This window comes from Sinosporangium siamense, assembly GCF_016863435.1.
Classification (GTDB): Bacteria; Actinomycetota; Actinomycetes; order Streptosporangiales; family Streptosporangiaceae; genus Sinosporangium; species Sinosporangium siamense.
Genome location: NZ_BOOW01000030.1, coordinates 77,951 through 95,778, shown reverse-complemented (window position 1 = coordinate 95,778; position 17,828 = coordinate 77,951). Strand labels below are relative to the sequence as shown.

Annotated in this window: 23 protein-coding genes; 13 read left to right on the top strand and 10 right to left on the bottom strand. The window is 71.3% G+C overall.

The genetic code is table 11. From position 1 onward, the window contains the following. The first annotated feature begins 127 nt into the window (after window positions 1–127). Complete coding sequence (locus Ssi02_RS23270; protein ID WP_204029116.1) at window positions 128–292, top strand: hypothetical protein; 165 nt, start codon at window positions 128–130, stop codon at window positions 290–292. Here the strand turns inward: Ssi02_RS23270 and Ssi02_RS23265 are convergent. From Ssi02_RS23265 to coxB, 10 genes are read right to left on the bottom strand one after another with little or no spacing between them, the layout of a single operon-like run. Continuing rightward, the gene (locus Ssi02_RS23265) at window positions 275–586 is read right to left on the bottom strand and encodes a hypothetical protein (protein ID WP_204029114.1); all 312 of its coding nucleotides are present in this window, start codon (window positions 584–586) and stop codon (window positions 275–277) included. The genes Ssi02_RS23270 and Ssi02_RS23265 overlap by 18 nt on opposite strands. Then, window positions 573–1,991: a cytochrome bc1 complex cytochrome b subunit gene (gene qcrB / locus Ssi02_RS23260; protein WP_204029112.1), complete on the bottom strand. Its 1,419-nt coding sequence runs from the start codon at window positions 1,989–1,991 to the stop codon at window positions 573–575. Before qcrB ends, Ssi02_RS23265 begins: the two co-directional genes overlap by 14 nt. Continuing rightward, window positions 1,988–2,842 (bottom strand): ubiquinol-cytochrome c reductase iron-sulfur subunit, encoded by an 855-nt coding sequence (locus tag Ssi02_RS23255; protein ID WP_204029110.1) that lies wholly within the window; start codon window positions 2,840–2,842, stop codon window positions 1,988–1,990. Before Ssi02_RS23255 ends, qcrB begins: the two co-directional genes overlap by 4 nt. Further along, complete coding sequence (qcrC, locus tag Ssi02_RS23250) at window positions 2,839–3,564, bottom strand: cytochrome bc1 complex diheme cytochrome c subunit (protein ID WP_204029108.1); 726 nt, start codon at window positions 3,562–3,564, stop codon at window positions 2,839–2,841. The genes Ssi02_RS23255 and qcrC overlap by 4 nt, the downstream gene beginning before the upstream one ends. A gap of 11 nt (window positions 3,565–3,575) precedes the next feature. After that, window positions 3,576–3,953 (bottom strand): c-type cytochrome, encoded by a 378-nt coding sequence (locus Ssi02_RS23245; protein ID WP_204029107.1) that lies wholly within the window; start codon window positions 3,951–3,953, stop codon window positions 3,576–3,578. Continuing rightward, the gene (locus Ssi02_RS23240) at window positions 3,950–4,810 is read right to left on the bottom strand and encodes a cytochrome c oxidase assembly protein (protein ID WP_204029105.1); all 861 of its coding nucleotides are present in this window, start codon (window positions 4,808–4,810) and stop codon (window positions 3,950–3,952) included. The genes Ssi02_RS23245 and Ssi02_RS23240 overlap by 4 nt, the downstream gene beginning before the upstream one ends. Continuing rightward, window positions 4,801–5,223 carry a hypothetical protein gene (locus Ssi02_RS23235; RefSeq protein WP_204029103.1) on the bottom strand — a complete coding sequence of 141 codons (423 nt, stop codon included), beginning with the start codon at window positions 5,221–5,223 and terminating at the stop codon, window positions 4,801–4,803. Before Ssi02_RS23235 ends, Ssi02_RS23240 begins: the two co-directional genes overlap by 10 nt. Before the next feature lie 7 nt (window positions 5,224–5,230). Beyond that, window positions 5,231–5,857, bottom strand: coding sequence for a cytochrome c oxidase subunit 3 (locus Ssi02_RS23230; protein ID WP_204029101.1), 627 nt, complete (start codon window positions 5,855–5,857; stop codon window positions 5,231–5,233). Continuing rightward, the gene (gene ctaD, locus Ssi02_RS23225) at window positions 5,854–7,794 is read right to left on the bottom strand and encodes a cytochrome c oxidase subunit I (protein ID WP_204029099.1); all 1,941 of its coding nucleotides are present in this window, start codon (window positions 7,792–7,794) and stop codon (window positions 5,854–5,856) included. Before ctaD ends, Ssi02_RS23230 begins: the two co-directional genes overlap by 4 nt. Window positions 7,795–7,803: 9 nt before the next feature. After that, a complete protein-coding gene (gene coxB / locus Ssi02_RS23220) occupies window positions 7,804–8,781 on the bottom strand; it encodes a cytochrome c oxidase subunit II (RefSeq protein ID WP_204029097.1) in 978 nt (325 codons plus the stop codon). Window positions 8,782–9,103: 322 nt separating this feature from the next. On the opposite strand from coxB, the gene ccsA reads away from it, so the two are divergent. The 12 genes from ccsA to Ssi02_RS23160 all read left to right on the top strand — a co-directional run bounded on the left by ccsA (window position 9,104) and on the right by Ssi02_RS23160 (window position 17,747). After that, entirely contained in the window at window positions 9,104–9,856 is a 753-nt protein-coding gene (ccsA, locus tag Ssi02_RS23215) for a cytochrome c biogenesis protein CcsA (RefSeq protein ID WP_507763439.1), read from the top strand. Window positions 9,857–9,941: 85 nt separating this feature from the next. After that, on the top strand, window positions 9,942–10,325 hold the full coding sequence (locus Ssi02_RS23210) for a cytochrome c maturation protein CcmE (protein WP_204029090.1): 384 nt from the start codon (window positions 9,942–9,944) through the stop codon (window positions 10,323–10,325). Continuing rightward, window positions 10,322–12,271, top strand: coding sequence for a heme lyase CcmF/NrfE family subunit (locus Ssi02_RS23205; RefSeq protein ID WP_204029089.1), 1,950 nt, complete (start codon window positions 10,322–10,324; stop codon window positions 12,269–12,271). Before Ssi02_RS23210 ends, Ssi02_RS23205 begins: the two co-directional genes overlap by 4 nt. After that, window positions 12,268–12,804, top strand: coding sequence for a TlpA family protein disulfide reductase (locus Ssi02_RS23200; RefSeq protein WP_204029088.1), 537 nt, complete (start codon window positions 12,268–12,270; stop codon window positions 12,802–12,804). Before Ssi02_RS23205 ends, Ssi02_RS23200 begins: the two co-directional genes overlap by 4 nt. Further along, window positions 12,801–13,670 (top strand): cytochrome c-type biogenesis protein, encoded by an 870-nt coding sequence (locus Ssi02_RS23195; RefSeq protein WP_204029087.1) that lies wholly within the window; start codon window positions 12,801–12,803, stop codon window positions 13,668–13,670. Before Ssi02_RS23200 ends, Ssi02_RS23195 begins: the two co-directional genes overlap by 4 nt. A 54-nt stretch (window positions 13,671–13,724) precedes the next feature. Beyond that, window positions 13,725–14,189 carry a Na+/H+ antiporter subunit E gene (locus Ssi02_RS23190; RefSeq protein ID WP_204029084.1) on the top strand — a complete coding sequence of 155 codons (465 nt, stop codon included), beginning with the start codon at window positions 13,725–13,727 and terminating at the stop codon, window positions 14,187–14,189. Next, the gene (locus Ssi02_RS23185; RefSeq protein ID WP_204029083.1) at window positions 14,186–14,431 is read left to right on the top strand and encodes a monovalent cation/H+ antiporter complex subunit F; all 246 of its coding nucleotides are present in this window, start codon (window positions 14,186–14,188) and stop codon (window positions 14,429–14,431) included. Before Ssi02_RS23190 ends, Ssi02_RS23185 begins: the two co-directional genes overlap by 4 nt. Further along, window positions 14,428–14,700 carry a monovalent cation/H(+) antiporter subunit G gene (locus tag Ssi02_RS23180; protein WP_204029081.1) on the top strand — a complete coding sequence of 91 codons (273 nt, stop codon included), beginning with the start codon at window positions 14,428–14,430 and terminating at the stop codon, window positions 14,698–14,700. Before Ssi02_RS23185 ends, Ssi02_RS23180 begins: the two co-directional genes overlap by 4 nt. Beyond that, window positions 14,693–14,947 (top strand): hydrogenase subunit MbhD domain-containing protein, encoded by a 255-nt coding sequence (locus tag Ssi02_RS23175; RefSeq protein WP_204029079.1) that lies wholly within the window; start codon window positions 14,693–14,695, stop codon window positions 14,945–14,947. Before Ssi02_RS23180 ends, Ssi02_RS23175 begins: the two co-directional genes overlap by 8 nt. Continuing rightward, window positions 14,944–15,642, top strand: coding sequence for an MnhB domain-containing protein (locus tag Ssi02_RS23170; protein WP_239129437.1), 699 nt, complete (start codon window positions 14,944–14,946; stop codon window positions 15,640–15,642). The genes Ssi02_RS23175 and Ssi02_RS23170 overlap by 4 nt, the downstream gene beginning before the upstream one ends. Then, on the top strand, window positions 15,642–15,986 hold the full coding sequence (locus Ssi02_RS23165) for a sodium:proton antiporter (RefSeq protein ID WP_204029078.1): 345 nt from the start codon (window positions 15,642–15,644) through the stop codon (window positions 15,984–15,986). Before Ssi02_RS23170 ends, Ssi02_RS23165 begins: the two co-directional genes overlap by 1 nt. A gap of 3 nt (window positions 15,987–15,989) precedes the next feature. After that, window positions 15,990–17,747 (top strand): complex I subunit 5 family protein, encoded by a 1,758-nt coding sequence (locus tag Ssi02_RS23160; protein WP_204029077.1) that lies wholly within the window; start codon window positions 15,990–15,992, stop codon window positions 17,745–17,747. Window positions 17,748–17,828: the final 81 nt, after the last annotated feature.

Sequence of the window (17,828 nt, the reverse complement as noted above, 5' to 3'; positions counted from 1 at the left end):
TCCACAGCCGCGACCGGCAGCGCATTCAATGGCGCGGAAATCTCCCGGCCACACTCTCCGCCCTCACAGGCAGATGGCCATACCCCCCTTTCCCCATGAAAAACCCCAGGTCACACCGGTGTACGGCATGGCCGACGCATCCAGAAAAGCAAGATTTAAGCTGGCGTCGGGGAAACTCAACGACCAGGCCGGTCCGAAGCCTGACACCACCGGCAAGGTCAAGAAGACGCTCGCGGCCAACTCCGCGCATGTGGCCCGCCTGCTGACCGGTGCCTCATATCCGCCGGCTTGACCGCAGCCCACGTTTCAGCAGTTGGAGTAGGACATAGCAGAGCATGCCAAACCGCAGCAGCCGGTAGACGCGGTGGAAGACGCGTGTGGCCCGCGAGGGTTTCCCGCTCTGCGAGGGCCTTTCTCCGTCCAGGTGTTTGAGCGGAAGGTCCGGGTATGCGGTGCGCGCGCTGTGCTCGCACTCCTCCACGCTCAAGTAGTCCATGTTGCTCAACAAGACGACATGTCCGACATATCGCCACCGCCAGCGGCCTTCCTCGGTCGGCCAGACCTCCACGCGCTCAGGACCCTCCATGGCGCGTCTCCTCCTCCACGACGTCGCTCTTGCGGATCTGTTTCCACCGCAGGCCCGACAACCGCTGCTCCGGGTTGGCCCGCAGCGCGCGGGCGAGGGCATAAGCGGCTGCCGCGAAGAGGAACGGGACGACGATCACCACAATGCGCATGGTCTTCATGACGGTCAACACCGGAAGGCCCATCAGGTCGGCCAGCACGTCGTCGCTGCCCGCGAGCAGCAGGAGGCCGTAGAAGGACAGAGCCCATACGCCGACGGCCATCCGGGCCGGGGAGTGGCGTGGACGGTCGAGCAGGTGGTGGGCCGCGCGGTCCTTCGTGATCAGGCGGTCCAGCCACGGCCAGACATACATGATCGCGAACGTGAGACCTGGCAGCAGCACCCCTGGCACAAAAGGAGCCGGGACGAGATAGCCGAACACGGTGAACTCGATCGGGGGGTAGAGCCGCAGCGCGCCTTCGAGCCAGCCCATGAACCAGTCGGGCTGTGCCGGGGCGCTGGCCGTGCCCGGATCGAAGGGCCCCCACAACCACACCGGGTTGATCTGCACCAGGCCGCCCAGCGCGAACGTCACCGCGAACAGAGCACTCAGCAGGGCGAAAGAGCGGAACGCGTAGGTCGGCCACATCTTCGAGCCGACCACATTGTGGTCGTTGCGCCCGGGGCCGGCGAAGTGCGTGTGCTTCTGCCGGATCAGGATCCCCATGTGCGCCCCGATGAGCGCGGCGATGAGGCCGGGCAGGAGCAAAACATGCAGGATGTACAACCGGGGAATGATCGACTCCCCGGGGAACTCGCCACCGAACAGCAGGAAAGCCGCCCACGTCCCCACTATGGGCATCGACAGGGCGATGGAGTTCGCGATCCGCAGACCGGTGCCTGAGAGCAGATCGTCGGGCAGCGAATAGCCGGCGAAGCCGTTGGCGATCGCCAGCACGAGCAGGGTCACGCCGATGATCCAGTTGAGCTCGCGCGGTCGGCGGAACGCGCCGGTGAAGAAGTTGCGCAGCATGTGCGTGACGATCGCCGCGACGAAGATCAGTGCGGCCCAGTGGTGGGTCTGGCGAACCAGCAGCCCGCCTCGGACGTCGAAGCTCAACTCGACCGCCGATGCGTATGCCGCCGAGACCCGCGAGTTGTGCAGCCCCGCGTAGTCGCCCGCGTAGATCCGTTCACCGCTGCTCGGGTCGAAGAAGAAGGCCAGGAAGGTGCCGGTGAGGAGCAGACTGACGAAGGCGTAGAGCGCGATCTCGCCCAGCATGAACGACCAGTGGTCCGGGAAGACCTTCGCCACCGCTTCGCGCACCACGGAGGCGATCCGCAGCCGTTCATCGAGCTTGCGTAGCCCCCAGCGACTGACCCGCAGCTTCTCTTCGAGTTTGCGCCTCACCCAGCGAGCGATCATTTCCGCCTCCAGTAGCCTGCGCCGACGGGGGCGGTGAAGCCCCCGCGAGCCACCAGCAGGCCGTCGGCGCCGACACCGAGCGGGAGCTGGGGCAGCGGGCGGGCGGCGGGGCCGGCGACGGGGACGGCGCCGCGCAGCACGTCGAAGGCGGATTGGTGGCACGGGCAGGCGAGCTGGGATGTGGTCTGCACGAACAGGCCGACCGGGCAGCCGGCATGGGTGCACAGCTTGGAGTAGCACACCAGGCCGTCCACGTTCCATCCCTCGCGGCCGGCGGGCAGCGCGAGCAGTGCGGGGTCGACCCGGACGAGCACCGCCATCGCGTCCGCGGCGCCCACGTGCCCGTCGGGATAGACGGTCACCATGCCGCCCGGCGGGATGTCGGCGGGGCGAAGCCTGCGGCCCGTGTCGTCCACCACGCGTGCGCCCGCCCGCCAGGGTGTCTCGGCCAGAGCACGTGCGGGGTCGCGCACCCTGAACAGCAGCGAGCGGACTGGAAACACCGCGACCACGGCGAGTACGGCGAGCGCGAGCATCAACATCCGCCGGGGCAGGGGGGCCTGGGCGAGTGGGCGGTCGTCCCGGTTCAGCTCGGCGGCGAGCGCTTCGCGCAGCCGGGGAGGTGAGGGCGCGGGCTCGCGCTCCTCGACGTAAGCTCGCTCGGGCAGCAGATGCTGTGCCCACAGGGCGAGTCCCACCGCGAGTGAGGCGAAGGCAACGGCGAGACCGATGCCCAGCAGCGCGGTGTTGCCGCCCATGACGTAAACCACTCCGATGAACACACCGGCGACGGCGGTGAGGCCGAACGCCGCCGCGGCCCCCCGCTCGGCCCTCCGTCGAGCCGTGATCACGATGCCCTCCTGCCGAGGAACAGGATGACCAGGATCAGCACTCCGAGTCCGATGACCCAGGCCACGAGTCCCTCCGGGACGGGACCGGCGCCGCCGATCGCGGCTCCGCCGTGCCGGAACTCGTCGCGGACCGTGCCGATGTAGGCGATGATCGAGTTCACCTCGGCCTCGGTCAGCGTCTTGGTGTCGAAGGCCGGCATGGCGCCCGGCCCGAGGCGGACGGCCTCGGCCACCTGGGTCGGTTTGGTGTTCAGCAGCGACGGGGCCGCCCCACCCCCCGGAAGGGCCGCGCCCACCCCTGAGGCGGAGTGGCAGGAGGCGCAGCTCGCGAGGTAGAGCGTGCGCCCCTTGCGTGGGTCGCCCGGCCCGACCGCCGGGACCTGCGGCCCGCCGCCCAGGGAGGCGACGAAGGCGGTGAGCGCGGCGATGTCCTGGTGGTCGAAGGCCGGCTCGCGCGGATGAGGCCGGGCGTCCGGTGCGGACAGGGGCATACGACCGGTGGAGAGCTGGAAGTCGGCCGAGGCGGCGCCCACCCCGCGCAGGCTGGGGCTGGTCATGAATCCCTCGCCCGACTGGCCGTGGCAGCCCGCGCAGCTCGCGCCGTAGAGCTGCCTGCCGCGTTCGACCGGATCGTGTGCCGGATTCGCGGCGGCCAGGCCCGCGACGGCGGTCAGGGCGAAGGCCGCGAGCGCGAGGCACACGGCGGGCGTCGGTCTGCGCATGTCCACCGGCCTCACTCCAAGGTGAGCAGGTAGGCGGCGATGTCCCGCGCGTCCTGCTCGGTGACGCCGAGGTCGGGCATCGCGGTTCCGGGTTCGACCGCCTGGGGATGGCGGATCCAGCGGACCAGGTTGCCCGCGTTGTTCACCAGCTCCCCGGCGATGTAGCCGCGCCGGGCGAAGGAGTTCAGCGGCGGGCCGACCAGGGCGTCGGCTTCGCGCACACCGGGCACGGTGTGGCATGAGGCGCAGCCGTACTGGTTGATCAGCGCCTGGCCGCGCTCCGGGCGGCCGTACGGGACCGGCCCGGGGGTGGTGAGGGCGGGGCCGCATGCGGCGAGCGCGAACACCAATGCGCAGGCGGCCGGGAGCCGCATGGCGGCAGGGCTCATCGCTGCGCCTCCGTGGAGGTGGGCCGCATCCAGAGCAGGAAAAGAATCACGAAGGAGATGAGGTAGACGACGTCGGCGGGCACCCACATGACCAGCCCGGCGAGCTGCTGGTCCGCCAGTGGATCGACGCCCGACCGGGCCGCGGCTCCGGCCTGAACAGGAAACAGCGGGGTGGGGGCCAGAGTGAGCACCGCGCCGAGGGCGGCACTGGGCACCGCGGTGACGAACATGTACAGCAGCGCCACCGGGGCACTCAGCTTGCGGGCGGTGGGTGTGGTCACGTGCCACCACAGCAGCCACGCGCCGGCGAGGAAGGTCAGGTGCTCCAGAGCGTGAACGGGGTCGGACTTCAGGGCGAGGTCGTAGGGGCCTGGCAGGTGCCAGAACCACAACACGGCGAGGTGGGCCAGCCAGGCGGTGACCGGCAGCCACAGCAGCCGCAGCAGCGGCAAGGTGCGGCTCGCGTGGGTCAGCGCCGCCAGGCGGCGGCGTGCGCGCACCGGCAGCGCCAGCGGGATCACCACCTCGGCGGCGCCCAGGGCCAGCAGCGGGGCCGCGACCGCGATCAGCAGCATGTGCTGGACCATGTGCGTCGAGAAACGCTGGTCGGCGATCGGCTCGAACGGCGGCAGCAGCGCGACCGCGACCGCGAGCATGCCGCAGGCGAAGGCATATGCGCGGTGCGTGCCCAACCTGCGCGCCCCCTGGCGGACGGTGTTCTGGTCCCCGCCCGCGAGCACACGCAGCCCCGCGAGGTAGCCGCCGCCGGCCAGGACAAGCCCCGCTGCCGTCAACAGGGTCGCCGGTTCGAGACCCGCGTGGTCTCCGCCGTGCGCCAGGAACGCGATCAGGCGCATGGCCGGAACACCACCACCGCTGCCGCGCCGAAGGCGATCATCATCAGCGACAGTCCGTCCAGCCACAGGCCGAGCTGCGCCAGGAAACGGGCGCGGATCTCACGCCGTCCGCTCGCGTCGCGCAGGGAGCGGCGCAACCGCCACGCGGTCGCCGCAGAGGCCGCCGCGACGGCGGCGGGCACCGCGGTCGCCAGGATGACCACCACGTAGAGCGGCAGACCACCCACGTAGGTCCGGTTGCGCGCGCAGGTCACCTCCACCACGGCCCAGGCCACGAGAAGGTGCACGGCCCAGGAGATGATTCCACCGCCGACGGCGAAGGCGAGCAGCCAGCGGCCGATCTTGGCGGCCTGGGGTGACGGCGGCCCGGTCCCCCGGGCGTTCGGAGCCGTGGAACTGTCGTTCGCGTTCAAGGCGTCCTCACAGGTGTGGGCTGAGATAGATCGTGAAGAGGATGGCCAGCCAAATCGCGTCCACGAAGTGCCAATAGAACCCGACCAGCCTCACCCGCATGTGGCGCCGGCCGCTGAACTTCCCGCCGAACGCCGCGATCGCGATGAAGACCAGCATCACCAGGCCCACGGCCACGTGCGTGCCGTGGAAACCCGTGATGACGTAGAACAGCGACCCGTAGGTGTTGGTGTTCCAGGTGAACTCCTCCAGCTTGGTGGAGTATTCGGTGGCCTGGAGACCGAGGAACGCCGCACCCAGTGCCAGGGTGAGCAGCAGGCCGGCCTTCAGTTGCCCGATGCGCCCTCGGCGCACCGCCCAGTCGGCCCACACCATGGGGCCGCTGCTGCTCAGCAGCACCGCCGTCATGATCAGCGGCTTGGACAACTCGGGGTCCTTGATGCCGCCGGGCGGCCATTCGCCGCCGGTGGAGAACCGGATATAGAAGTAGGAGGCCAGCAGGCAAGCGAACAACGTCGCCTCGGTGGCGACGAACAGCACCATGCCCCACCAGGCGGGGGTGCGCCCGAACGCCCGGCTCGACACGGCGGGGGGCTCGACGGCCTCGCGCAGCGTACGCCCCATTGCTTCGGTCATGCCGACGCTCCTTCCGCCCGGCTCCGCCGCGGTGGTGCCCCGCGTGGCCAAAGCCACCAGGCGAACGTCAGGGCGGCTGCGGCGAAGGCGACGACGGCGAGGAACATCCAGTCCAGAAGCAGTCCCACCACGGCGAGGAAGAGGAAGACCGCCGCGACGAACGGCACCGGTGTGTCCTCGGGCATCTCCATGGCGCGCTCCCGTTCCCCGTCGAGCTCGGACGTGCGCAGCACCTTGTGCCCGTCGGCCAGTACCCGGTCCTCGTCCGCGTCCACGAGGGATTCGAGCGTGCGGGTGTCCCACGCCGCGGCCAGGCCGTGCACCCTGGGGATGACCGCGAAGTCGTAGGTGGGCGGCGGTGACGACGTCGCCCACTCCAGCGTCTCGCCGCCCCACGGGTCCGGCGGCGCCGGCGCCCCGCGCCGCAGGCTGATCAGCAACGTGGCCAGCGTGATCAGAAGCCCGAGCGTCAGCACATGCACCCCGATCGTGGACAGCAGCGCCCACGCGTCCCAGCCGAGGTCCTCGGGATAGGAGTAGATCCGGCGTGGCATGCCGAGCAGACCCGAGATGTGCATCGGGAAGAACGCCAGGTTGAACCCTATGAACGTGATCGCGAACGCCCACCGCCCCGCACGCGGACTGGTCATACGGCCGGAGAACTTCGGCCACCAATAGAAGAGGCCCCCGAGGATCGGGAACACGGCGCCGCCGACCAGCACATAGTGGAAATGCGCCACGACGAAGTAGGAGTCGGTGACCTGCTGGTCGAAGGGCACCATGGCGAACATCACACCGGTCACCCCGCCCAGCACGAACAGCACGATGAAGCCCGCCACCCACAGCAGCGGCACGGAGAGCACCACCCGTCCGGTCAGCATCGTGGCCAGCCAGGAGAAGATCTGGATTCCGGCCGGGATCGTGATCACCACGCTGGCGGCGGAGAAGAACGCCAGCGACAGCTGCGGCAGCCCCACCGCGAACATGTGGTGCACCCACACGCCGAAGCCGATGACGGCGGTCGCGACAGTGGCCAGCACGACCAGCGGGTAGGCGGCGATCGGGCGCCGGCTGAACGTGGGCACGATCGCCGAGACGATGCCCAGAGCGGGCAGCACGATGATGTACACGTCCGGGTGACCGAACAGCCAGAACAGGTGCTGCCACAGCAAGGTGTCGCCCCCGGCGGGCGCCTGGAAGAAGTGTGTGCCGAACCGGCGGTCCATGAACAGCATCGCGTTGGCGGTGTTCAGCGGCGGCAGCGCGAAGACCACCATGAACGACGTGGCCACCAGCGTCCAGACGAAGACCGGCATACGGTTCAATGCCATCCCCGGCGCCCGTAGTTTCAGCGCGGTCGCGATGAAGTTGATCGCTCCTGCTGTGGTGGACACACCGAGGAACAGAAGGCCGAGCGTATATACGTCAAGGTTGGCCCCCTCGGAGTACCGGGGCCCGGTCAGCGGCACGTATGCGAACCAGCCGCCATTGGGCGCGGCGTCGAACAGCAGGCTGGCGAACATGATCAGCCCGGCCCCGGCGAAGATCCAGTAGCCGAAGGCGTTGAGCCGCGGGAAGGCCATGTCGCGGGTGCCGAGCATGAGCGGGAACAGGAAGTTGCCGAACCCGAACAGCATCGGGGTGGCGAACAGGAAGATCATCGCCGTGCCGTGCAGGCTGAACAGCTGGTTGTAACGATCGGGCGTGACCACCCCGGCGTTGGGCACCGCGAGCTGAATGCGCATGACCAGCGCCTGCAGCCCCGCCAGGGTGAAATACACGCTGGCGGTCACCATGTAGCGGCGTCCGATGCGCTTGTGGTCGACGGTGCAGATCCAGCCCTTCAGACCGCCCTCTTCCGGCCACTTGGCGGCGACCCTGTCCCCGGCGCTGCTTTGCGCGGCGGCGTGTGCCTCGTTGGCATCGATGACCTGCACTCCCGTCTCCTAACGCAGCGTGCCCAGGTAGGCGATCAGGGAGCGCAGGTCCTCGGGTGAAAGAGGCTGCGGCGGCATCTGGTTGCCCGGCTTGACGGCCTGGGAGTCGGCGATCCAGCCGCCCAGGTGACCGGGGGTGTTCGGCACCGTCCCGGCGCCGAGATGGCGGCGGCTCGCGAGATGGGTCAGGTCCGGACCGCGCCGGCCCGCCGCGGAGGTGCCGCGCACAGTGTGGCAGGACGCGCAGGACGCCGACTGGATCACCTGCCGCCCCCGGGCGGCCATGGCCTCACGCGGTTCGGCGGCGGGGCGGGCCTGGTTCGCGAGCCAGGACGTGAACGCCGCCGGTGGGTCGGCGACCACGTGGAAGGCCATGCGGCCGTGCTGCAGCCCGCAGTATTCGGCGCACTGGCCCCGGTAGGTCCCCGGGCGGTCGGCCTGCAGCCACATCTGTGTGGTGCGGCCGGCGATCATGTCGGTCTTCACCATGAGCTGCGGGACCCAGAAGCTGTGGTTGACGTCGGCGGTCCGCAGCCGAAGCAGCACGGGGCGTCCGGCCGGGATGTGGATCTCGTTGGCCGTCACCGCGCCGTGGGCGGGATAGCGGACCTCCCACCACCATTGGTGGCCGGTCACTTCCACCACCAGGGAGTCCGCACCGCGCGGCGCCTCCAGGGCGCGCATGTCGCGCAGGCCTATGGCATAGACGAACGTGAGCACGATCGCCGGGACGATCACCCCCAGTGACACCACGAACCGTGTGCCGGAGCCGGGGTGCGGCACGACGCCGGGCCCGCGGCGGCGGATCATCGCCCACAGCAAGAGCAGCGTCACGACGACCGACACGACGGCGGAGATGCCGAACAGCAGCCACCACAGCCCCGCGACACGCCTCGCCCCGGGCCCGGCCGGAGACAGCGTGGACGGGCTCCGGCCGCTGCAGGAGGCGACCAGCACGAGGAGGCCCGCGCAGCATATGCGTGCCACGCGGGCGGTTGCGGTCCTCGTTCGCGCCGCCGGAACGCGGCGCCGAGATGTGCTCATCGGCCTCCCGATCGCCACAGCGTCAGGGCTCCATGGTTACCGAAGCATGATCACGTCAAACATCGCCGCCACGCGGGCCGGCGCAGGTCTTTACCGAGGTGAAAGCCCGTCGCGGGTGGCGGGCCCATTTCGGCAGGCCCCGTCGGCGGGGCCGGGCGTCATGATTTTTTTGCCGCCTCATCGACGCAACCTCGCCGTCGCCTCCGGCGGCTGCGTCACGCCTGCCGCTTAGGTACTGGACAAGTGATTCGCGGACGACAGCTTCGTGGGGGATGAGTTGGCCGGCAACGATGCTGTGGCAGCCGGAAGGCGGAGGCTGGAGCGGTGCTTGGGGACGGGCGCGCTGGCCGCGTGTGCCGCGGCCCTGGCGCTCGGGCTCGTGATCGCGCCTCCCGACGCGCTGCAAGGCGAGACCCAGCGCCTGATGTATGTCCACGTCCCCGCCGCCTGGGCGGCCTTCGCGGCCTTCGCCGCCGTGTCGGGAGCGGGCGCCATGCGGCTGTGGCGGGGCGAAGGGGTGTGGGAGCGGCTCGGCCGGGCCGCGGCGGAGCTCGGGGCCGGCATGACGGCCCTGACCATCGCGCTCGGCTCCCTGTGGGGACGTCCGGTGTGGGGCGTGTGGTGGACCTGGGATCCGCGGCTGACGGCGACGGCGGCCATGCTGCTGGTCCTTCTCGCCTACCTCGCGCTGCCGTACTGGCCGGGGGGCGACCCGGTGCGCAGAGCCCGCCTCACCGCGGCGACCGGCGTCGCCGGCTTCGCCGTCGTGCCGGTCGTGCACTTCTCGGTGCTGTGGTGGCGCACGCTGCACCAGCCGCCCACCTTCCTGCGCCCGCCCGGACAGGTGCCGGTCCACCCGGCGATGTTCGCCGCCCTGATCGCCGCCGCGGTGGCGTTCGCCCTCATGGGCGCCTGGGTGGTCCTGCGCCGCGTCCGCGACCTGGAGCCGGCTCCGGCCCGTGCCGCCGAGCCCGCCGGGGAATCGTGCGGGCGCGTGCTGGTGCGGAGTGCCGCGTGAACGGGTGGGGCTGGGTGGTGGCCGGCTACCTGCTCACCGCCGCCACCTGGGCTTCATACGCACTGTGGTCGGGAAGGCGGCGCACATGAGCCCCGGCGGCAGGCTGCCGCTCCTGCTCGTCGCGGTCACGGCCCTCGCCATGACCCCTCTGGCCTGCACTGGCCTGGGTGAGGGCCTGACCTACTACCGCACTCCCAGCGAACTCCGCCCGGCCGGCGGTGAGCACGTGCGCCTCGGCGGCCTCGTCGTTCCCGGCACGGCGCACCCCGACGGCCGGGAGTTGCACTTCTCCCTCACCGACGGCACCAAGACCATCGATGTGGTGCACACCGGATACCGGCCGCCCGTGTTCCGCGAGGGGCAAGGCGTCGTGGCCGAGGGTGTGCTCGGCGCGGACGGCAGGTTCCGCTCCGATCGGCTGATGGTCAAACATTCCGAGGAATACCGCGCTGCGGACGGATCGCGGTGATCTCCGCTCTCGGCTCGTCGTCCCTGGCGACGGGCCTGGTGGCGGCCTCGGTCGCCGCCCCCGCCTGGACCTTCCCCGGCACACGCCGTCATGCCGCCAGGCTCACGGCAGTCGCGTGCGGGGCCGCTGTGGCGGCGTTCGCGCTGCTGGAATGGGCGCTGCTGAGCCACGACTTCAGGGTCGGGTTCGTGGCGGCGCACGGAGGCCGGCACGTCCCCCCGTATTACACGTTCACCAGCCTGTGGTCGGGCATGGAGGGTTCGCTGGTCCTGTGGGTGCTGGTCAGTGCCGGACTCGCCCTGGCCTGCGCCGCCAAAAGCGGCCCAGGCGCCGAGCACGGGATCGCCATGGCGGTCGTCAGCGTGGTGTGCGCGGTATTCTTCGCCCTCACGTTGTTCGCCGCCGACCCGTTCCGGCCCGCAGATCCCGTCCCGGCCGACGGCCCGGGCCCCGACCCGCTGCTGCGCGGCCACCCCCTGATGGGCGTTCACCCGCCGCTGCTCTATCTCGGCACCGCCGGGCTCGTCGTGCCGTTCGCCTACGGCGTCGCCGGACTCGTGACCGGGCGCACGGGCAAGGAGGCGGCCCGGGTGATGCGGCACTGGACGCTGGTGGCCTGGATCCCCCTCACCGCGGGCATCGCGCTGGGCGCGGCCTGGTCGTACGGCGTGCTGGGCTGGGGCGGCTACTGGGAGTGGGACCCGGTCGAGAACGCCTCCCTGATGCCGTGGCTCGTCGCCACCGCGCTACTGCACTCCCTGGCCGCGCGGGAGCGGCGAGGCGTCCTTGGGACCTTCAGCCTCACCCTCGCGGTGACCGCGTTCCTGCTTGTGCTCCTCGGCGTCTTCCTCACCCGCGGTGGGGCGGTGGCGAGCGTGCACTCCTTCACCGGCTCGGCGGCGGGCCCGGTGCTGCTGGGCGTCTTCACCGCGGCGCTGATCGGAGCCGGAGGCCTGGTGGTCTGGCGGGCCGGCCGCGTCGGCGCGGACCGCGCGGTGATCCGCGGCCTGTCGCGGGAGTCGCTGCTGCTGGGCGGCGTTGTGCTACTCGCCGCCCTCGCCTTCACCGTGCTGCTCGGCACCCTGTTCCCGCTCCTCGCCGAGCTCGCACGCGGTGAGCGGGTCTCCGTCGGGCCACCGTACTTCGACCGTGTGACTCCACCGTTCGGGTTCACGCTGCTCGTGCTCATGGCGGCTGCGCCGTTCGCGGCATGGAGCCGGTCCGAACCGGGCGTGCTGGCCCGCCGCCTCGCCCGGCCCGCCGTGCTCGGGGCGCTGACCGTGATCGTGCTCGGTGTCACCGGGCGTCATTCCGTGCCGTCCCTGCTCGCGTATGGGATCGGCGCCTTCGCCTTGGGGGCCGTCGCGACCCGTGCCGCCGGGTTGATCGGCCTGCATGGGATCAGGGTCCTGGCGCGGGCGGAGCCCAGGCGCCGGTTGGGCGGGGTGATCGCGCATGCCGGGGTCGCGGTGGCAGCGGTGGCGATCGCGGCCTCCGCCGGCGCGGCGGACGCGGTCGAGGCCCGGCTGCGCGTCGGCGAGTCGATGCCCGTCCACGGTTACGTCCTGCGGCTGGACGGCGTGGAACGCACGCGCACGGAGGACAACATGGGCACCGCGGCCCGGCTGACGGTCTACCGCGAGGGGACGCCGGTCGGGCTCCTGCGCCCGGGGCTCACCTTCTACACCCGGTCGGGAGCACCGCCTGTGGCCTCACCCGACGTGCACATGACACCGCTCGCCGACCTGTACGTCGCGGTGTCGGAGATCGGTGACTCGGTGGTGCTGCGCGCGGCGGTCAACCCGATGATGGCCGTGCTCTGGACCGCTGCCGGCGCTCTTGTCCTCGGCGGCCTGCTCTGTCTTCAGGTCCCCGCCCGGCGGCGAGGGCCCGTCCCGGCGGAGCGGGAGCCCGCCCGCCTGCCGGCGGAGACGGCGGCGCGATGACCGCGCGTCCATACCTGGTGGCCGGGGCCGTGGCGCTGGGCGCCTGCGGGCTCGCCGCCGTGCTGGCCCAGGGACTCCTCCGTGACGGCGCGGCGACGCCCGTCGTGCCTGCTCGGGCCACGGCGCCGAACGTGTCCGGCACCACCCTCGGAGGTGAGCGGTTCGCCCTCGCCGGCCTGCGGGGTCATGTCGTGCTGGTAACCGTCTGGGCGTCCTGGTGCGGGACCTGCCGGCAGGAACTCCCGATGCTGGCCGACCTCGCGCGGCGGCTTCGGCCACGCGGCTTGCGGGTCGTCGGCCTGAACATCCGCGACTCGCCCCGGGTGGCGGAGGCCTTTCTGCGCGAGATCGGGATCTCGGACGCCTTCCCGCACCTGACCGACCCCGACGGACGGCTGGCCCTGGAACTGGGCGTCTTCGGCGTGCCGGAGACCTACGTGCTCGATCGCGACGGCACGGTGGCGCGGCGAGGAGTGGGCCCGGTGGACGCCGAATGGCTCGACCGCCATCTGCTGCCGCGGCTGGCCCGGTGAAGACGGCGGTCCGAGGCGCGGCGTCCGCCCTGCTGGCGCTTCTCGCCGGACTGGCGATCTGGCACTCGGCGGCAGAACCCGAAGAGGGTGTGCTGGAGATCGCCGCGACCTTGCGCTGCCCCGACTGCCAGGCCGCCTCGGCCGCCGAGTCCCGCAGTGAAATGGCCGGCGCGATGCGCACCGAGATCGCCCGCCGCTTCGCCCAGGGGCAGGACGCAGAGGAGATACGCGAGTATTTCCGCGGGCGCTACGGAGACTGGATCCTGCTCACGCCGCGTGCCTCCGGCATCGCGCTGCTGGTGTGGCTGGCGCCGGTGCTCGCCCTGCTGGTCGCCGGCCTGATCGTGGTGCGCGTCTACCGGCCCCGAGCCGTCGCCTCCGCACCGGCGCGGGGCGCCGGCCTCACGGTCCTGGTGGTCCTCGCCGTCGCCGGCGGCGGCTTCACCGTGATGCTCACCCGCACTCCGGCGCCCCCCATGCCGGCTTCCGCGGGAGCCGTGGATCCCTTGACCCGTGGGCGCGCACTTCAGGAGCGCGGAGACCTGCACGGGGCGATAGAGGTGTTCCGGCAGGCCGTCCAGGACCGTCCCGGTCACCGTACGGCGCGCTGCCTGCTCGCGTTCGCGCTGCTGAAGGCGGGACTCCCGGCCGAGGCCGTGGCCGCATTGCGCCCGCTGATCCGCCGCTCTCCGGACGATCCCGACGTGTTGCTGGTCCTCGGCTCGGCCCGCTACGCACTCGACCCGGAGCACGGGCGCCGTACGCTGCGGCGGTTCCTTGCGGCGGCCCCGCCAGGCCACCCGGCCCGCGCCCAGGTGGGGCAACTGCTTGAGCAAGGTCACAACCCGAAAGGACGGTCACGTTAGGTAAGCATTCGTGTCGGGTAGGTGACCCTTTGGGGTAGGTGATCGGGGGCGGTCGTGCGGGGATCGGTTGTGGAGTTCGCCGTGTGGTGGCTGCTGTTGTTCGGCTGCTACCTCGCCCTCGTCAGCTCCTATCCGCCCGTCGAACTGGCGGTGGGTGCGGTCACGGCGGCGGTTTGCGCGTGGCTGGCGGCACTCACGCGGCGGGCGGAGCGGTTGCGCTTCCGGCCGCGGGCGGCGTGGCTGCGCTGGGTGCCGCCGATGCTCGCGCGAGTCCCTCCCGACCTGTGGACTCTGGCCCGGGTGCTGGCCCGCCGCGATGTGCCCACCGGCTTCGACGAAGTGCCCTGCCCTGAAACGGGCGGCGAGAAGCGCACAACCGCCTGGCACGCGCTGGCCACGCTGGCCTTGTCGTTCTCGCCCGGCACTTATGTCATCCGGGTGCGCACCGGACGCCCTGACAAGCTCATCGTGCACCGGTTGGGAAAGACCGCCGGCCTGACCCGGATGATGCGCCGATGAGCGCCGCCGCCCTGGTCATGATGGTCGGCGCGATGCTGCCGTGCCTGCTCGCGACCACGCGCGGGGAGCCGTCCGAGCGGCTGATCGGACTGGTGGCCACCGGGCCCGTGTCCGCACTGGTGCTGCTGCTCCTGGCCGCCGCGTACGGCAGGACCGCCTATGTCGATGTGGCCCTGCTCGCCGCCCTCCTGTCGTGCGCCGGGTCGCTCGTCTACGCCCGCTTCCTGGGACGCACCCTGTGACCACACTGGCCCAGGTCCTCGTGTGGACCGGGGTGGCGGTGACCGTGGCTGCGGCGACCGGACTGCTGACCACCGCGGGCACCCGCCGTCTGCACTTCGTCGCCGCGATCACCACGTGCGGCGTTCCGCTGGTCGTGGCGGGCCTCATGGCCGGCGCGGCGGCCGTGCCGGACGCACTCAAGCTTGCGGTCATCGGCCTGCTGCTCGTCGCGACCGGTCCGGCGACCGTCGTCGCGGCCGCCCGCGCGATGAGGAACCCCGATGGGTGAGGCGCTGCTGGCGGGGGCGTTCGCGCTGGCGGCGCTGCTGGCGACCGCTGTAGTGCTGACCCGCGATCCCGTGCGCCAGGCGATCGTGCTGTCCGGGTACGGCTTGAGCCTGGGTGTCCTGTTCGTGACACTCCAGGCGCCCGACGTGGCCATGGCACAACTGGCGGTGGGCACGGTCATGGTGCCGCTGATGGTGATTCTCGCCGTCGCGGCGATCCGGCGGCACCAGCGTGAGGAGCCGCCGTGAGCAAGGGTGTGAACGGTGTGCGACGGTTGCGACTGTGCCTGATGGCGGCGGGGGCGCTCGGCTTCGCCGCCGTGTTCACACTTGCCGTGCTCGGGCTTCAGCCGTTCGGCGGCGATGTCCATCCATACGGCGACCGGGCCGTGCGGGCCTCGCTGCTGCGCGGCACCCCCAACACCGTGTCGTCGGTGAATTTCGATCAGCGGGCCCTGGACACACTCGGTGAGGAACTCATCCTGGTGGCCTCCGCCCTCGCCGTGGTGGTGCTGCTGCGCATGGTGCGCCGTGAGGAGGAGGACGAGCCCGGGCGGCACAGATATGGCCCCGCCGACGTGTTCGAGGCCCTGCGGGTCACCGGCTACGCGCTGCTCCCGGTCACCGTACTCGTCGGCGTCTACGTCGTGGCGCACGGGCAGCTCAGCCCCGGGGGCGGCTTCCAGGGCGGAGTCGTGCTCGGCACCGCGGTGCACGTGCTCTACCTGACCGGCGACTACCGGGCGCTTGACCGGATCCGCCCTGTCCCTCTGTTCGAGGGCGGCGAGGCGGTCGCGGCGGCGGCGTTCGTGGTCCTGGCGCTGGCTTTCGCGGGCTTGATCATCCCGATGAACGCGGTCGTCGGTGTGGAGGTCGGGTGTGCGTTCATCCTCGTGCTCGCCAAGTTCTTCGAGCAGGCGCTGCTCGTACGGGAGACCGGCTGATGGCCTGGGCGGCATACCTCACGGCGGGCTGGATCGTGCTCGCCGGCTTCTACGGCATCGTCACCAGCCGCAACCTGGTGCACGTCGTGGTGTGCCTGTCGGTCGCGCAGTCCGCGACATACCTGCTCCTGCTGTCCGTCGGCTACCGATGGGGAGCGACCGCGCCGGTGTTCTCCGACATCCGGCCGGGGCGGCCGGTCGTCGATCCCGTGGTGCAGGCCATGACGCTCACCGATGTCGTGGTGGGAGCGACGGTGACGGCGCTACTGCTGGCGCTCACGGTGCAGGTGTCCAAACGGCGCGGCACGGTCGACCCGGACGCGTTGCGCACCTTGGAAGAGTGAGCCGTGCTCTCCGCGGTCGAACTGGCCCTCGCGGTGCCGTTCGTCACGGCGATGGTGCTCGCCGCGGCCGGGCGGTGGTTGCCCCGGGTGGTCGTGGACGCCGTCGCCATGGCGGCCGCGCTGACCGTGATCGGCCTGCTCGGCGTGGTGCTGTGGCGGGCCGTACGGCACGGCACGGTCGTCGTCTGGCTCGGCGGCTGGGGGCCGCACGGCGGGATAAGCAACGGCATCCCGCTGGTCGCCGACCCGTTCGCGGCGGGCCTGGCCCTGGTCGTGGCAGTGCTGACCGTGGCGGCGCTGATGTTCTCCTGGCGGTACTTCACCGAGGTGCAGGCCATCTTCCACGTTCTGATGCTGATGTTCTTGGGCGCCATGTGCGCCTTCGCGCTCACCGGCGATGTGTTCGACGCCTTCGTCTTCTTCGAGCTGATGAGCACCGTGGCCTACGTGCTGACCGGCTACCGCGCCGAGGAGGCGCGTACCGTGCACGGCGCGCTGAACTTCGGTGTCGTCAACTCCATAGGCGCCTACCTCACGCTGACCGGCATCGCGCTGATGTACGGCCGCACCGGCGAACTCGGGTTCGCTGCCATCGGGGAGCGTGTGCGGGCGGCGGGCGAGCCGGACGCCGGGCTGCTTGTGGCGTTTACCCTGCTTTGCACCGGGTTCCTGGTGAAGGCCGCGGCTGTGCCGTTCCACTTCTGGCTGGCCGACGCGCACGCGGTGGCGCCCACACCCGTTTGCGTGCTCTTCTCGGGGATCATGGTCGAGCTGGGCGTCTACGCGGTCGCCCGCGCGCACTGGACGATCCTCGGCGGCACCGCCGATGCCGTGCTGGCCGGCTTCGGCGCGGTCACCATGCTGCTGGGCGGCGTGATGTGCGTGCTCCAACCGCATATCAAGCGCCTGCTGGCGTATTCCACGATCAGCCACGTGGGGCTGCTGCTCACCTGCGTGGCCCTGATGCGCGCCGACGCGCTGACGGGGGCCGCGTTCTACCTGCTCGGCCACGCCGGAGTAAAGAGCGCCCTCTTCATCGGGGCGGGCATGCTCCTCAACCGGTTCCAGACGGTGGACGAGACCGAACTGCACGGCCGCGCCCGGGGCATGCGGGTCACATCATGCCTCTTCCTGCTCGGCGGACTCGGCCTGGCGGGGCTGCCGCCCGGCGGCATGTGGCTCGGCAAGGTCTTGGCCGAGCGGGCGGCCGAGCCGTACGGGTGGTGGTGGTTCACCGTGCTCGGCCTGCTGGCCGCGGGGTTGACGGGCGGCGCGGTGCTCCGGGTGTGGCTGCGTGTCTTTCACGGCGCCGGTGCGGCGCCCACCCGCCATCCGGTCGAGCACGAGGACGCGGAGACGGCGGAGCCGACACCGCGCAAGCCCCTGCCGATGCTGGTTCCCGGCGTGCTGCTGCTCGGCGGCGGACTGCTCACCGTCGTGTTGCCGGCGTCGGCCGTGGCGGGCGGCGCGGAGGTGTTCACCACCGGCTACACCGAAGCCGTCCTGTACGGCGAAGCCTCGGTAGCACCGGCCGGCCGTCCCCCAAGCCCCTGGACGTTCTCCGGGGTCGCGAGCGGCCTGGCGGGAATAGTGGCCGCCCTGGCCGTGGCGGCCCTGGGCGTCTGGGGTGGCCGCCTGCCGCAGCCGGCCAGGCTGGGGACGGTGCTGCGCGGCCTGCACTCTGGGCACGTCGGCGACTACATCGCCTGGGTGCTGGCCGGGATCGCGTTGTTCGCCGTGCTGACCGTCGTGACGCGGTGAGCCGCCGTTGCGGGCGGCCGGGCTTAGGGGCGGCTTCGCCGTACCGGACGGTGGCCGGCCCACCAAGCCGCGCCGCAGGTG

Coding starts and splice junctions, on each gene's coding strand:
- Ssi02_RS23270 (WP_204029116.1), top strand. CDS start 128: ATGGCCGACGCATCCAGAAAAGCAAGATTTAAGCTGGCGTCGGGGAAA.
- qcrB (WP_204029112.1), bottom strand. CDS start 1,991: ATGATCGCTCGCTGGGTGAGGCGCAAACTCGAAGAGAAGCTGCGGGTC.
- Ssi02_RS23185 (WP_204029083.1), top strand. CDS start 14,186: ATGAGCGCCGCCGCCCTGGTCATGATGGTCGGCGCGATGCTGCCGTGC.
- Ssi02_RS23165 (WP_204029078.1), top strand. CDS start 15,642: ATGGCCTGGGCGGCATACCTCACGGCGGGCTGGATCGTGCTCGCCGGC.
- Ssi02_RS23240 (WP_204029105.1), bottom strand. CDS start 4,810: ATGCGCCTGATCGCGTTCCTGGCGCACGGCGGAGACCACGCGGGTCTC.
- Ssi02_RS23200 (WP_204029088.1), top strand. CDS start 12,268: ATGACCGCGCGTCCATACCTGGTGGCCGGGGCCGTGGCGCTGGGCGCC.
- Ssi02_RS23210 (WP_204029090.1), top strand. CDS start 9,942: ATGAGCCCCGGCGGCAGGCTGCCGCTCCTGCTCGTCGCGGTCACGGCC.
- Ssi02_RS23265 (WP_204029114.1), bottom strand. CDS start 586: ATGGAGGGTCCTGAGCGCGTGGAGGTCTGGCCGACCGAGGAAGGCCGC.
- Ssi02_RS23175 (WP_204029079.1), top strand. CDS start 14,693: ATGGGTGAGGCGCTGCTGGCGGGGGCGTTCGCGCTGGCGGCGCTGCTG.
- qcrC (WP_204029108.1), bottom strand. CDS start 3,564: ATGCGCAGACCGACGCCCGCCGTGTGCCTCGCGCTCGCGGCCTTCGCC.
- Ssi02_RS23245 (WP_204029107.1), bottom strand. CDS start 3,953: ATGAGCCCTGCCGCCATGCGGCTCCCGGCCGCCTGCGCATTGGTGTTC.
- Ssi02_RS23230 (WP_204029101.1), bottom strand. CDS start 5,857: ATGACCGAAGCAATGGGGCGTACGCTGCGCGAGGCCGTCGAGCCCCCC.